At 43.0% G+C, this 15,629-nt stretch carries 6 protein-coding genes, 2 tRNA genes, 3 rRNA genes and 1 pseudogene; 5 read left to right on the top strand and 7 right to left on the bottom strand.

Features of this window, described 5'->3' with window-relative positions:
• Nucleotides 1–2 precede the first annotated feature (2 nt).
• Nucleotides 3–1,007 carry a TAXI family TRAP transporter solute-binding subunit gene (locus tag TPSD3_RS12195; RefSeq protein WP_086488822.1) on the bottom strand — a complete coding sequence of 335 codons (1,005 nt, stop codon included), beginning with the start codon at nt 1,005–1,007 and terminating at the stop codon, nt 3–5.
• 255 nt (nt 1,008–1,262) lie between these two features.
• Here TPSD3_RS12195 and TPSD3_RS12190 point away from each other — a divergent pair, with 255 nt between their 5' ends.
• The 4 genes from TPSD3_RS12190 (at nt 1,263) to TPSD3_RS12175 (ending at nt 4,419) form a co-directional block, all read left to right on the top strand.
• Nucleotides 1,263–1,763, top strand: coding sequence for a universal stress protein (locus tag TPSD3_RS12190; RefSeq protein WP_086488821.1), 501 nt, complete (start codon nt 1,263–1,265; stop codon nt 1,761–1,763).
• Nucleotides 1,764–2,109: 346 nt separating this feature from the next.
• Nucleotides 2,110–2,973 (top strand): alpha/beta fold hydrolase, encoded by an 864-nt coding sequence (locus TPSD3_RS12185; RefSeq protein ID WP_086488820.1) that lies wholly within the window; start codon nt 2,110–2,112, stop codon nt 2,971–2,973.
• Nucleotides 2,974–3,010: 37 nt separating this feature from the next.
• Nucleotides 3,011–3,844 carry a pyrroline-5-carboxylate reductase gene (gene proC, locus TPSD3_RS12180; RefSeq protein ID WP_086488819.1) on the top strand — a complete coding sequence of 278 codons (834 nt, stop codon included), beginning with the start codon at nt 3,011–3,013 and terminating at the stop codon, nt 3,842–3,844.
• Nucleotides 3,841–4,419 carry a YggT family protein gene (locus TPSD3_RS12175; RefSeq protein WP_086488818.1) on the top strand — a complete coding sequence of 193 codons (579 nt, stop codon included), beginning with the start codon at nt 3,841–3,843 and terminating at the stop codon, nt 4,417–4,419. Before proC ends, TPSD3_RS12175 begins: the two co-directional genes overlap by 4 nt.
• A gap of 63 nt (nt 4,420–4,482) precedes the next feature.
• Here the strand turns inward: TPSD3_RS12175 and TPSD3_RS12170 are convergent.
• A pseudogene (locus tag TPSD3_RS12170) lies at nt 4,483–6,396 on the bottom strand (propionyl-CoA synthetase); the annotation flags it as partial.
• 230 nt (nt 6,397–6,626) lie between these two features.
• Here TPSD3_RS12170 and TPSD3_RS12165 point away from each other — a divergent pair.
• Nucleotides 6,627–11,870: an ATP-binding sensor histidine kinase gene (locus TPSD3_RS12165; RefSeq protein WP_176329863.1), complete on the top strand. Its 5,244-nt coding sequence runs from the start codon at nt 6,627–6,629 to the stop codon at nt 11,868–11,870.
• A 121-nt stretch (nt 11,871–11,991) separates the two neighbouring features.
• Here TPSD3_RS12165 and rrf read toward each other — a convergent pair.
• The 5 genes from rrf to TPSD3_RS12140 all read right to left on the bottom strand — a co-directional run.
• Nucleotides 11,992–12,107 (bottom strand): 5S ribosomal RNA (rrf, locus tag TPSD3_RS12160).
• A 127-nt stretch (nt 12,108–12,234) separates the two neighbouring features.
• Nucleotides 12,235–15,118 (bottom strand): 23S ribosomal RNA (locus tag TPSD3_RS12155).
• Nucleotides 15,119–15,262: 144 nt separating this feature from the next.
• Nucleotides 15,263–15,338, bottom strand: a tRNA-Ala gene (locus tag TPSD3_RS12150).
• Between the two features lie 7 nt (nt 15,339–15,345).
• Nucleotides 15,346–15,422, bottom strand: a tRNA-Ile gene (locus TPSD3_RS12145).
• Nucleotides 15,423–15,488: 66 nt separating this feature from the next.
• A 16S ribosomal RNA gene (locus TPSD3_RS12140) occupies nt 15,489–15,629 on the bottom strand; the annotation flags it as partial.

Genomic DNA, 15,629 nt, shown 5'->3' with positions numbered 1-15,629 from the left:
ACTTATCCTTTGACTTCAGGTGGGATCAAGTTTGAGGGAATATCAAAGCCTTTTTCCCGATAATATTTAACAGCACCCGGATGGAAGTACATAAAAGTGTTACTTTCCCAATTTTCGGCTTTGGTTTCTTCGGCCGCTTTATGCACTTGTATCATACGATTATTGTCGTCTAACACCAGTTTCATGACTTCATAAATAAACGATTCGGGTAAATCTTTGTGTGCGACAGTGAAATTCCACATGGCTACTGTATTTTGATCGTCGGGATAAGATTGATACGTGCCACCGGGAATCACAAAAGGACTAATTGACGGATATTCCGCTAACAATTTGGTGATTTGTTCATCACTGAACGAAAATAAATTCACCGGCGTTTGTGCTTCCACTTGGCTAAACGCAGAAATCGGCACGCCCGCGGCAAAGAAAAACGCATCTAACAAACCATCTTGCAATTGTCCCGCTAAATCGCTGGCACCACCGTATTGTTCTTGTACTTCGATACCCAAAGTTTTCAACCAGCGTGGAATATTACCGCCAGCCGTTCCCCCCCGCGGGCCAAAGCCGACTTTTTTACCGGCTAAATCTTCTACTCGTGCAATACCAGAACTTTTTAAAGCAATCGCTTGGAAAGGCGTTTTATACATGGGAAATAAGGCGCGGACATCTTTCATCTCCACCCCCGGTGCCAATTCGCTCTCGCCCACCCACGAATCATAAGCAGGCCCCATCGTGACCATCGCCAATTGTAAATCACCCGTTTGAACCAAGGCCATATTTTGAGTAGGACCGCCGGTGACTTCTGCGCTGCTGTTGACTCCGAGCGTTTCTTGCATCAAACCAGCCCAGCCTGCGCCGTAAATAAAGTAAGTGCCGCCTTGTGAGGCGGTGCCGACTTTGACTGATTTTGGCCAGCCCGTTTTGTCGATTTCAGCCGCATTGCTAAACGCGGTCAAACTCAATGCACTCAAGACGGTGAAACCCAGCCACCATTTTTTGAGATGAATCATTTTGCCTCCTAATTTTCTTTGGTGTTGCCCCGTATACAGGGACAAGCGAGTGAATGACGGCCATCCAAAGCGGACAACCCTAGCGAGAAGGGCTTATCATAATGCTTATGAAAAAGATTGCAAAGACCTTGTTTCAAAGCGATAGAAGCGCATAATGGACAAAATCGATAAACCGCGGGTTAGTCGGTCAAACACAGGGCTATTTTTAAGTATTACTTTGATTTAAAAAATCAGGATTGGTGAGAGGAATAAGTGATGTTGCCACAATTGAAACGAATTTTATATGCCACTGATTTGGGTGAAAATACTCGTTCAGTGTTTCGTTATGCGATCAGTTTAGCGCAATGTTATGGGGCGCAGATCAGTATGCTGCACACCTTAGAGCCTTTGGGAACAACAGGCGCGGCTTTATTGGAGGCTTATTTACCCCGCGAAACGGCGGAAAAACTGCACCAAAATGCGTTGGAAGAAGTGCGGGAAAAAATGCAACAACGTTTAGCGGCATTTTGTTTAGAAGAATTGAACATGTCATGGGAAGAGAGCCATCTGATTGCGGATATTGCCGTATTAGATGGACACAGTGCGCAAACCATTGTCAACTATAGCCGTCAAATTAATGCGGATTTAATTGTCATGGGAACACACAGTTATTCGGTGGTGACTGAGTTTTTAATTGGTTCTACAGCGCGTAAAGTGACCCAATTATCGACTATTCCCGTATTAATTGTGCCGTTGCCCGAAAAAACGCCGTTGTAGTTAAAAGCCGCTTGATTTCGTTCCCAAGAGGCTTGAGGTTGTAAAAGAATCACCTTAGCCATGAGTTTAATATTGTAAAAAAGTTCAAAATCACGATATTTAGAGCATTTCAAGGCAAAAAAAGGGATTTTCTTCCCTTTTATGCCGCAATTCGCTGGGTTAGGTGATTTTTAAACGCAACCATCCCTACAATATTCAAAACACGCTGAAAATTGTAAGTCAGCATTTGCAAGCTCATTTCAGTTCCTACTTTATTTAATCCCCGCATAAAAAATGTCGCCAGCCCACGGACAGCAAGGCAAATAATACGCCAGATTATTCTATAAAAATCATGAAGGCATCCACCATGACTCCTTTACATCATCACCAACTGTATTTAAATCACATTCGTTTACATTACGTGAGTGCGGGACAAGGCGATCCTTTGATCCTATTACATGGCTGGCCGCAAACGTGGTACAGTTGGCGCGAGTTAATTCCCCTTTTAGCCCGCAAATACCGGGTGATTGCGCCTGATTTGCGTGGCATTGGTGATTCCGATAAACCGCTAACAGGCTATGATAAACAAACACTTGCCAGTGATATTTACGCACTCACCAAACATTTACAACTGGATCAACCCGTATTAGTTGGCCATGATTTTGGTGCAGTGGTTGCTTATGCGTATGCGGCACAATATCCACATGAAGTACGTGGTTTGGTGGTATTAGAAACGTTGTTACCGGGTTTGGAATTGGCGCGCCCGTTGGATTTTAAAACGCCGGCGGATTGGTGGCATTTAAATTTTTTATGTATTCCTGATTTACCGGAATTGCTGTTGCATGGGCGAGAACAAGCGTATTTTACTTGGTTATTTCGTCGTTATGCTTATAATCCGGAGGCAATTCCTCCAGCAGCGATCAATGAATACGTGACTCGCTATACGGCACCGGGGGCTTTGCGTGCCGGTTTGATGTATTTTCGCACTTTATTTGCGGAAATGCAGCGTCAGCCCTTGCCAGAAAAACAAGCCCGTTTAATCATGCCGGTGCTGGCATTGGGGGGAGAATTTGGTTTAGGCGATCATACGTTCCATGCCATGCGACAAGTGGCAGAAAACGTTCACGGCGGCACGATTGCCAAATGTGGACATTGGATGTGTGAAGAGCAACCTCATGTTTTATTTGAACATTTAGAACATTTTGTGACGCGAGTTTTTGCCAGTTGGTAAAAATTGGGTTTTTATCTTTAGGAGTGTTGACACAACAATGGATTATAAAAATATTACTTTTATTGGTGGCGGCAATATGGCCAGTAGTCTCATTGGTGGATTATTGGCGACGGGAACGCCTGCACGTTCGTTGCAAGTGATTGATACAGAAAGCAATCCGCTGGCAGCCCAATTTCCCATCAATTGCCATACCGATTACACCCATGCTCTGCGCAGCGAGGTGGTGGTATTGGCGGTAAAACCACAGCAAATGGCGAACGCCATCAAACACTTAACTGAATCATTACCCATCAATGAAACACACACTTGCCCTTTGATCATCAGTGTGGCCGCAGGGATTCGCTTGGATTCGCTGACGCAATGGTTAGGTATTGCAAATGCGCCTTTAGTGCGGGTTATGCCAAATACACCATCATTGGTAGGCAGTGGTGCGGCGGCGTTGTTTGCCAATGTTCACACCAGCGCGGAGCAGCGCGCTACGGCGGAGGCCATTTTACGTGCGGTCGGTTTAACCGTGTGGTTGGATTCGGAGGCGCAAATGGATGCGGTGACGGCGTTATCTGGCAGTGGGCCTGCGTATTTTTTCCTGTTCATGGAATTGTTAGAACAGGTCGGGGTCGATTTGGGCTTATCGCAAGAGACGGCGCGTCTGTTGACGCTACAAACGGCATTTGGCGCAGCTAAAATGGCATTGGAAAGCGCGGATAATGCAGCCACTTTGCGGGCGCGAGTGACTTCTCCCGGTGGCACGACAGAACAAGCGATTGCGGTTTTACAACAAGGTGGATTAAGTGCCTTATTACACCAAGCCTTACACGCCGCACAACAGCGTTCTATCACGCTGGCTGAACAACTCGGAGAAAAGCAATGAATCCAATCATTAATGCGTTGATTTTTTTAATTAATGCGGGATTTGGTTTATATATCCTGTTGTTGGTGTTGCGATTTTTACTGGTATTCAGCCAGGATTCTATGCGCAGTCCACCCGCATTATTGGTGATAAAATTAACGCGAATTCCTTTAGTTTATTTATATTCGTTTATTCCTAGAGTTAAGAATATTGATCTTGCTACCTTGTTGTTAATATTCCTGTCAGAATTTATTAAATTACTGCTGACATTTTGGTTGTATGGGCAAAAGTTAAGTTTATTGGGTTTAATCTTTTTGTCTGTCATTAATATTATCTACTTCTTTATTTATTTTTATATATTTTCGATTATTATTCAGGCGATTTTAAGTTTTATTGCGCCTGATGATGGTTATCGTCAAAATCCGATCAGCGAATTTTTGCATCGCTTAAATCGTCCGTTATTAAATCCCATACGCAATATAGTTAAGCCTTTGAATGGGTTTGATTTTTCTCCTCTGATTGCTGTTCTAACTTTGCAATTATTGGTGATTTTAGCGGTTGATCCGTTGGCTTTATTATTTAGATCGTTGATGTAATGGTTTGAGATTTCTTTTTTAAGTAGAGACGCGTCAATTTGCGCCTCTACTTTTACGGAAAAATTACGACGAAGCCGTGGCTTTCGCGGCGTAACCGAGTTTTTCTAAAGAAGTCTCGATTTCATCTAAAATCGTCGGATCATCAATCGTTGCAGGCATACGATACGTTTGTCCTTCAGCGATTTTCTTCATGGTGCCGCGTAAAATCTTGCCAGAGCGCGTTTTAGGCAGGCGTTTAACCACCGTTGCCACCTTAAACGAAGCCACCGGACCAATTTTATCGCGCACCATCTGCACCAATTCCTTGACAATTTCAGCATCAGAACGTTGTACGCCCGCTTTGAGGACGACCATCCCCAAAGGAATTTCCCCCTTCAACTGATCCGCCACACCAATCACCGCACATTCGGCCACATCAGGATGTGAAGCCAATACCTCTTCCATTCCGCCCGTAGATAAACGATGTCCAGCGACATTAATAATGTCATCAATACGGCTCATAATAAACAAATAATTCTCGCTGTCTTTATAGCCCGCATCGCCCGTTAAATAATAACCCTCATAAGCACTTAAATAAGATGACACAAAACGCTCATCATTATTCCACAGTGTCATTAAACACCCCGGCGGCATCGGCAATTTGATCATAATGCTACCAATGCGATCATCTTTGATTTCTTCACCATTTTCATCCAAACACTGCACATTAAAACCGGGAACAGGCGTGGTCGGAGAACCCGCTTTAACGGGTTTGGCTTCAATGCCCAAACAATTCGCAGCAATAGCCCACCCTGTTTCAGTTTGCCACCAATGATCAATCACAGGAACTTTTAACAAATTTTGCGCCCAAAATAAAGTATCTGGATCGCAACGTTCGCCGGCTAAAAATAAAGTACGAAATGAAGGTAAATTATACTTTTCTAAAAAAGAACCTTGCGGGTCTTCTTTTTTAATGGCGCGAAATGCGGTGGGCGCAGTAAATAATACATTAACCTGATGTTGTGCAATCACACGCCAAAACGCACCGGGATCGGGTGTACCAACGGGTTTACCTTCGTACAATATCGTGGTGCATCCGTACAACAATGGGGCGTAAACAATATACGAGTGTCCCACAACCCAGCCCACATCAGAAGCCGCCCAATAGACTTCGCCGGGTTGCATATTGTAAACATAACGCATAGACCACATCATGGCAACGGCATGTCCGCCATTGTCACGTACAACACCTTTAGGAATTCCCGTCGTACCCGAAGTGTACAAAATATACAAAGGATCGGTGGCGGCAACGGGAACACATTCCGCAGGTGTTACACCTTGCACCGCTTCTTGCCAAGTGATGTCACGCCCAGCGATCAAGTCGGCTGTCAGTTGTGGGCGTTGTAAAATAATACATTTTTCGGGTTGATGCGTGGCTTGTGCAATGGCATCGTCTAACAACGGCTTATAAGGAATAACGCGCTGCCCTTCCAAACCACAAGACGCTGAAACAATCAATTTAGGACAAGCATCATTAATGCGCGTGGCCAGCTCTCTGGCAGCAAATCCACCAAAAACCACCGAATGAATCGCCCCAATCCGCGCACACGCCAACATCGCTATAACGGCTTCTGGCACCATTGGCATGTAAACAATGACACGATCCCCTTTTTGCACCCCTTGCGCGACTAAAGCCCCCGCAAAATCCGCAACCATCGCCAACAATTCCCGATAAGAAAAGGTTTTTACCGTATTCGTAACAGGACTGTCGTAGATCAAAGCGGCTTGGTCGGCACGTCCTTGTTGTACGTGGCGATCCAACGCATTATAACAAGTATTCAGCACGCCATCGGCAAACCAACGGTAAAATGGCGGGCGAGAATCATCAAGGATTTTTGTAGGTTTTTCATACCAATCAATGGCTTGACTGGCTTCTTGCCAAAATTGGTGGGGATTTTCGAGCGACAGTTGGTATAGGCTTTGGTAATCAGCCATGACAGTGGACTCCTTTGGTGTGGTTGTTTTCTTTGTCTTTCAAAACCGTTATTGTAAACGAATAGAAGGCCTATTATAAACAGATTTAATTTTTAAGAAAACATTTATTAACTTTTACAATGTTGGCTATTATTTTTTGCCTTTCTTTTTGTATTGCTTAGTACAGCATTGATCGACGTGCGCCATTTTTGCGTTATGCTATGCAGAATTTAAATTTAAAACGAGAGATTTCCATGTTACAGCTTTCTGGTTATGACGTGATTGAATGTATTTATCAAAGCGATAAGACTTGTGTTTATCGTGCCTTGCGTCATGCCGATCAACAGCCTGTTATTTTGAAACAATTACGGGAAAAATATCCCAGTTCTTTAGAAATTTCTCGTTTTCAACACGCTTACCAATTAGCGCATCAGTTGGGTTTAAAAGCGGTGATTTATGCCGAGGCATTAATCACTTTAGATGCGCAATGGATAATGATTTTAGAAGACATTGGTGGGATGTCTTTAAAAGAACATATTAATAAAAATTTATTCAGTTTAAGCGAAAATTTAACCCTCGCATTGCAACTCACAGAGGCCATTGCAACGCTGCACGAAGCCAATGTGATTCATAAAAACATTAACAGTCAAAATATTATTTACAATCGAGACACAGGAATAATAAAGCTAACCGATTTAGCCATAGCCAGCTTATTACCGCGAGAAGCTCCCAGTTTAAAAAACAGCCAATCTTTAGAAGGCACATTAGCCTATTTATCGCCAGAACAAACGGGACGCATTAATTTATCTTTAGATTATCGTACTGATTTTTATTCTTTAGGAGTGACTTTATTTGAATTATTTACAGGGCAATTGCCTTTTAATCACCAAGACCCTTTAGAATTAATTCACAGCCATATTGCGCGTCAAGCTCCAAATCCCTGCTATGTTAATGCTCAATTACCATCAACTATTGGCGCAATTATTATAAAATTATTAGCCAAATCTCCTGATCATCGTTATCAAAGCACTTGGGGATTGCACGCCGATTTATTACGCTGTCAGCAAGAATGGCAAAAACAACGTTATATTAATGAATTTAAATTAGGAAAAAAAGACATTTCTGATAAGTTCAAATTACCGAATAAATTATATGAACGGCAATGGGCAATTAATATGATTTTAAAAGCCATTGACCGCATTCAACATCATGAGCGCAATGAATTAATTTTAATTACAGGTTATGAAGGTATTGGCAAAACATCATTGGTTAAAACGGTTTTTAATCAGGTTATTGGGCTTAAATCAGGTTTTTACATTAGTGGTCGCTTTGATAGTTTTCATCACAGCATTCCTTACTATGGTTTAATTGATGCGGTTAAAGAATTAGTGCAACAATTGCTGACGCTTAATGATCAACAATTAACTCAATTACGGCAACGTTTATTGGCTGCATTGGGAAAAAATATCAGTGTGATTTTAAATCTCGTGCCAGAATTGACATTAATCCTAGGAGAATTAAGTGATAATGAAACTGCACCCGATTTAACGGGGCAAGAGGCTTTTAATCGTTTTCAATGGGTATGGATTAAAACATTACAAGTGTTTGCTCAAGCAGAACAGCCATTAATTTTATTCCTCGACGATCTGCAATTAGCGGACAGTGCCAGTTTATCTTTATTGACCGCATTATTGACTCAGGTGAATTATTTATTAGTGATTACTGCTTATCGAGATTATGAGATTACTGCACCGCAATCTTTAACGCAAACTTTAACCGCTTTGCGGGAATCTTCTATTACGATCAATACCATTTCTTTACAGCCATTATCCAAAAACCAAGTGTGTCAATATATTGCAGATATTTTACATTGCAATCCACATCAAGTGGATGAATTGGCAGAATTGATTTTAAATAAAACTTATGGCAATCCTTTTTTTATTGCACAATTCTTAAAAAGTCTACATGCAGAGAAATTAATTACTTTCGATCCCATACAGCGTCATTGGGAATGGGATATTGAGCGCATTTACGCCCAAGATATGACCGATAATGTGGTGGCTTTATTAACGCAAGATATTCAAAAATTAGATCAAGAAACCCAATTTATTTTACAATTATCGGCTTGTATTGGCTATCAATTTGAATTAACCATATTAGCGGACGTGTCTCAATTAAGCATTAAAGAGATTGCTAAGTTACTGGCAGAGCCAATTTCAAGACAATTAATTTTACCTTTAGAATTTAATCACCTGTCCAGTTTAGATGGAATTCACTCAGCTTCATTAGAAGGTTCATTAACACATCTTTATCGTTTTTCTCACGAACGCATTCAACAAGCGGCTTACCATTTATTACCAATTCATCAACGGCGAGAAATTCATCAAAAAATTGGTGAATTATGGCTACAACAAACCCCACAACCCGAACAATCTCCGCGTTTATTTGATATTGTCAATCAACTGAATGCGGGAGAATTAAAAAATTATTCTCAAGATTATTTAGACCAATTAGCGCGTTTTAATTTAGCCGCAGGGCGACGCGCTTTAATGTCAGCGGCTTATGAATCGGCATCGCGTTATTTAAATTTAGGTTTAGGTTTATTGGGTTCTCAAGCGTGGCAGCGGTGTTATTCGCTCGTGTTGGAATTGCATATTGTGGCGGCTGAAACGTTTTGTTTAAGGGGCGATTTTGCAAATACCATAGAATTAACCGAAACGATTTTAAAACATACCGATTGTTTATTAGATCAAGTACGGGCTTATGAAGTTAAAATTCAAATGTATAAAGCCCAAAATAATTTACAGCAAGCCGTTAATTTAGGTTTGTCGGTATTGGCTAAATTAGGTATTCGTTTTAAGAAAAATCCTAGAAAATTATCACAATTATTTGAAATTGCTTTAACCCGTTTGGCTTTAATGGGACGGCCGATTGATGAATTAGCCCATTTACCGCCCATGCTGGATTTAGAAAAACAAGCGGCCATGCGTTTATTACTCAGCATTAGTCCACCGATTTATGCGGTTTCACCTAATCTATTACCCTTAATTACGTGTAAACGGGTGCGTTTATCCATTGCTTACGGCAATGCGCCAGAATCGATTCCTGCTTATGCCAGTTACGGTTATTTATTATGTGAACAACAACAGGTTGAATCAGGTTATCGTTTCGGTCAATTAGCCCTTAAATTACAAGCCCAACAACCTTATGCCATTTTAAAATCCAGAGTGTTGCAGATTGTCTATGGCGTTATTGCGCATTATAAACAATCTTTACATGATACTTTATTGCCATTAAAAGAAGCCCAACAAAGTGGTTTAGATACGGGTAATTTTGAATATGCGATGGTATCTTCAAGTACATGGATGATGCACGCTTTTTTTGCGGGCTATGAATTGAATCAATTAGAACAAGAAATTAAAAGCGAAATTAATCTGCAAATACAGTTAAAACAACACACCCACTTACACGTTAATCGTTTATATTTACAAACGGTATCTAACTTGCTCAATAGAGAGAATCATACTTGTGAGGCGTTGATTCATTTAGAAGGTCAATATTATCAAGAAAAGCAATTATTAATTGAGCATGAAAAAGCAGGCGCACGTGGGTTAATATTTCAAGTTTATTTGCAAAAATTAGTTTTATCTTGTTTTCTGCATCATAAAGGGGAAGCCTTAAATAATGCCGCACAAGCAGAAACGCATTTAAATGCGGTTATTGGTTCGGTATTAATTCCCACTTTTTATTTTTACGATTCGCTGAGTCAATTACTGACTGCATTAACCCTGTCGCCTAAAGAACAAAAGCCTTATTTAGCTAAAGTCATTAAAAATCAAAAAAAACTACTGCCTTATAGCCAGCAAGCCCCCATGAATTATCAACATAAATACACTCTCATTCGCGCATTATACGCGCAAAGCGCGGGCGAATATGCCACTGCACGGGAATATTATGATCAGGCGATTCAACAGGCTTTGGCGCATGAATTTATTCACGAAGCCGCATTAGCACAAGAATTGGCGGGGCAGTTTTATTTACAACGACAATTATTTCGTTTGGCGCAACATTATTTAAGCGACGCATTTCAACATTATAATCGCTGGGGAGCTTATGCCAAATTAAAACAAATTGAAACTCATTATGGGCGTTTTTTAAAAAATTGCTTATCTTTTCATTCCGTGAATAGTTTAGATGGAACTTTACAGAACAGTACTGCGGATTTGGAATTAGCCAGCGTATTAAAAGCGGCACAAGTTTTTAGCAGTGAAATTGTGTTAGAGCGTTTATTAACTAAAATGATGTTAATTACGCTGGAGAATGCAGGCGCACAACGGGGGTTTTTATTATTAAATCGTCATGGTCAATGGTGTGTGCAAGCAGAAACAGATTCAGAACAAAATCAAGTGAAAATTTTGCCCGCATTGCCATTAAAAGATTATCCTTTTTTAGCGGCGGGCATTGTTTATTACGTGGCGAGAACGCGGCAAACTTTAGTGTTAAATGATGCCGCGAATAATCCACGTTTTGCCAATGATCCTTATTTATTAGAAAAAAAACCAAAATCTGTTTTATGTACGCCTTTATTAAATCAAGGAAAATTGACGGGGTTACTTTATTTAGAAAATAATTTAGCAATGGGCATTTTTACCCCCAATCGTTTAACTTTACTCAATTTATTATCCACTCAAATGGCCATTGCCATTGATAATGCGCGTTTATATGCCGAATTAGAAGAGAAAGTATTAGAGCGCACTGAAGCGTTAGATATTAAGAATCAACAATTGATGGATTTAAATCAGGAGAAAAACGAATTTTTAGCCATTGTGGCGCATGATTTAAAAAATCCATTGTCAGGTATTCAAGGCTTGGTGGAAGCGATTGAATTAGAATTTGATCAGCTCAAAAAAGAGGAAATTTTAGAAATGTTGGCGACTGTTCAACACAGCGCACAACAAATGTTTGAACTAATTAATAACCTGCTCAATGTGCATCGTATTGAATCAGGAAATATGACTTTTGATTTTAAAATTTTTAATCTGCTGCCTTTAGCCCATCATTTAATACGCACTTATGAAGCTCGCGCTAATCATAAATCTATTACATTACGCTTATTAGCGAATGAATCAGGCTATCCTGTTTATGCGGATGAAAAAATAGTCTATCAGATTTTAGATAATTTATTATCGAATGCGATTAAATATTCTCCTTATCACACTCAAGTCACTCTTTATTTGCAATCTCAAGCAGATTATTTAAAATGTGTGATTGAAGATCAAGGACAAGGTTTTACGGCTGCCGATAAGCAACAATTATTCGGTAAATTCACTCGACTTAGCGCACAACCTACGGGAGAAGAAAGTGCCACTGGTTTGGGTTTATTTATTGTAAAAAAATTAGTCCATTTATTAAATGGCACTGTCGAATGTGAATCTGAATTAGGAAAAGGAGCGCGTTTTATTGTTTTATTACCCTCGCTTAGTTGTGTGCAGCGTTGAGTTTATTTTAAAAACTCCTAATTACTGAGCCAAAAGAATCACCATAAAACCATTATTTCTCCCCAAAACAAAAACCCCCGTCAAGAACATTGGCAGGGGTTATAAAATAAAGAATAGGGAATCTTGGCGGTAACCTACTTTCGCATGAGGAGGCCTCACACTATCATCGGCGCGTTGTGGTTTCACTTCCGAGTTCGGGATGGGGTCGGGTGGTTCACACAGGCTATGACTGCCAAGAAAACTGGTTTTTACACGACTTGCTTTTTTATTTTTATTTTCGTTTTCGTTGAGCAACGGCAAATCGGTTTATCAAATCAATCCTACTACTTAGGCGAAACTCACCCTACAAACCCTTGGGTGTTATATGGTCAAGCCGCACGGTTGATTAGTACAGGTTAGCTTCATACATTACTGCATGTCCACACCCTGCCTATCTACGTCGTCGTCTTCAACGAACCTTTAGAGACTTTCGTCTGGGAAATCTCATCTTGAGGGAGGCTTCCCGCTTAGATGCTTTCAGCGGTTATCCCGTCCGTACATAGCTACCCAGCAGTGCCATTGGCATGACAACTGGTACACCAGCGGTACGTTCACTCCGGTCCTCTCGTACTAGGAGCAACTCCTCTCAAATTTCCTACGCCCACGACAGATAGGGACCGAACTGTCTCACGACGTTCTAAACCCAGCTCGCGTACCACTTTAAATGGCGAACAGCCATACCCTTGGGACCGACTACAGCCCCAGGATGTGATGAGCCGACATCGAGGTGCCAAACTCCCCCGTCGATGTGAACTCTTGGGAGGAATCAGCCTGTTATCCCCAGAGTACCTTTTATCCGTTGAGCGATGGCCCTTCCATGAAGTACCACCGGATCACTAAGACCTACTTTCGTACCTGCTCGACTTGTCAGTCTCGCAGTCAAGCACCCTTATGCCTTTGCACTCAATGCGCGATTTCCGACCGCGCTGAGGGTACCTTCGCACTCCTCCGTTACTCTTTGGGAGGAGACCGCCCCAGTCAAACTACCCACCATACACGGTCCTTATACTGGGTAACAGTATCAAGTTAGAACCCCGAACAGACCAGGGTGGTATTTCAAGGTTGGCTCCGCACGCACTGGCGTGAGTGTTTCACAGCCTCCCACCTATCCTACACAAGTCGGTTCAAAGTCCAGTGTAAAGCTATAGTAAAGGTTCATGGGGTCTTTCCGTCTAGTCGCGGGTATACGGCATCTTCACCGCAAATTCAATTTCGCTGAGTCTCGGGTGGAGACAGTGTGGCCATCGTTACGCCATTCGTGCAGGTCGGAACTTACCCGACAAGGAATTTCGCTACCTTAGGACCGTTATAGTTACGGCCGCCGTTTACTGGGGCTTCGATCAAGAGCTTCGCTTTCGCTAACCCCATCAATTAACCTTCCAGCACCGGGCAGGCGTCACACCCTATACGTCCACTTTCGTGTTAGCAGAGTGCTGTGTTTTTAATAAACAGTCGCAGCCACCTGGTCACTGCGACCTTCTTAGACTTCCCCTGTGCAGGGTTCATCCAGAAGGTACACCTTCTCCCGAAGTTACGGTGCTATTTTGCCTAGTTCCTTCACCCGAGTTCTCTCAAACACCTTGGGATTCTCACCCTGTCCACCTGTGTCGGTTTGGGGTACGGTTCTACTACACCTGAAGCTTAGAGGCTTTTCTTGGAAGCAGGGCATCAGTCACTTCGTCTCTGAAACGAGACTCGTCGTCAGTTCTCGGCATTAAATCAGCGGATTTGCCTACTGATTCTGCCTACCACCTTAAACACGCACAACCAATCGCGTGCTGACTTAGCCTTCTTCGTCCCCTCATCGCAGTGCAGTAAAGTACGGGAATATTAACCCGTTTTCCATCGGCTACGCATATCTGCCTCGCCTTAGGGACCGACTCACCCTGCGTCGATTAACGTGGCGCAGGAAACCTTGGACTTTCGGCGTGCGGGTTTTTCACCCGCATGATCGCTACTTATGTCAGCATTCGCACTTCTGATACCTCCAGTCTGCCTCACAGCAGACCTTCACAGGCTTACAGAACGCTCCCCTACCATGCCTTACGGCATCCGCAGCTTCGGTAGAACGCTTGAGCCCCGTTATATCTTTCGCGCAGACCGACTCGACCAGTGAGCTATTACGCTTTCTTTAAAGGGTGGCTGCTTCTAAGCCAACCTCCTGGCTGTCTGTGACTTTCCACATCGTTTCCCACTGAGCGTTCATTTGGGGACCTTAGCTGGCGGTCTGGGTTGTTTCCCTTTTCACGACGGACGTTAGCACCCGCCGTGTGTCTCCTGCGATGGTACTTCTCGGTATTCGAAGTTTGCATGGGGTTGGTAAAGCGAGATGCCCCCCTAGCCCAAACAGTGCTCTACCCCCGAGAGTAAAACGCAAGGCGCTACCTAAATAGCTTTCGAGGAGAACCAGCTATCTCCGAGCTTGATTAGCCTTTCACTCCTAGCCACAAGTCATCCCCGTCTTTTTCAACAGACGTGGGTTCGGACCTCCAGTTGGTGTTACCCGACTTTCATCCTGCTCATGGCTAGATCGCCCGGTTTCGGGTCTACTGACAGCGACTTAACGCCCTATTCAGACTCGCTTTCGCTAGGCCTACCTGATGGTTAAGCTTGCCACTGCCAGTAAGTCGCTGACCCATTATACAAAAGGTACGCAGTCACATTTCTTCAAATGCTCCCACTGCTTGTACGCACACGGTTTCAGGGTCTATTTCACTCCCCTCGCTGGGTTCTTTTCACCTTTCCCTCACGGTACTGGTTCACTATCGGTCGATAACGAGTATTTAGCCTTGGAGGATGGGCCCCCCATGTTCAGACAGGATTTCTCGTGTCCCGCCTTACTCTATGTATGCTTAGTTCTATCGTTTTATGTTTGCCTACGGGGCTATCACCCTGTGTCGCTGGACTTTCCAGACCATTCTGCTCATAATACGACTATATCATACGGGCTGTTCCGCTTTCGCTCGCCACTACTGACGGAATCTCGGTTGATTTCTTTTCCTCTAGGTACTTAGATGTTTCAGTTCCCTAGGTTTGCTTTCTTACCCTATAGATTCAGATAAGAATACTCCAAAGGAGTGGGTTTCCCCATTCGGACATCTGCGGGTCAATGTTTATTTGCCAACTCGCCGCAGCTTTTCGCAGGCTATCACGTCCTTCATCGCCTGTTATCGCCAAGGCATCCACCGTGTGCGCTTTTCTACTTGACCATATAACCCCAAGGGTTTGTTGGTTTGAGTTTCGCTTTCTTTGAGGATTGATTTGATTGTTAAAGAGCGTTATCAGCTTTGGAATTTGTGTAAATCCCAAAGGTGATAATTGATACACAACACGTTGGTTTTATACGGCTTGACTGGTGGAGCCAGGCGGGATCGAACCGCCGACCTCCTGCGTGCAAGGCAGGCGCTCTCCCAGCTGAGCTATGGCCCCATTCTCTTGGTGGGTCTGGGTGGAGTTGAACCACCGACCTCACCCTTATCAGGGGTGCGCTCTAACCAACTGAGCTACAGACCCGTGTTGTGTCTGCATTCCGATTCAAGTCATGTGTGTGGAAGTTTAGTCTGACCGACTTTTCTCTTTAAAGGAGGTGATCCAGCCGCAGGTTCCCCTACGGCTACCTTGTTACGACTTCACCCCAGTCATGAATCACAAAGTGGTCAACGCCCTCCTTGCGGTTAAGCTATTGACTTCTTTTGCAACCCACTCCCATGGTGTGACGGG

Origin of the sequence: Thioflexithrix psekupsensis, assembly GCF_002149925.1 — a bacterium.
GTDB lineage: Bacteria > Pseudomonadota > Gammaproteobacteria > Beggiatoales > Beggiatoaceae > Thioflexithrix > Thioflexithrix psekupsensis.
This window is presented reverse-complemented; position numbering and strand designations above follow the sequence as displayed.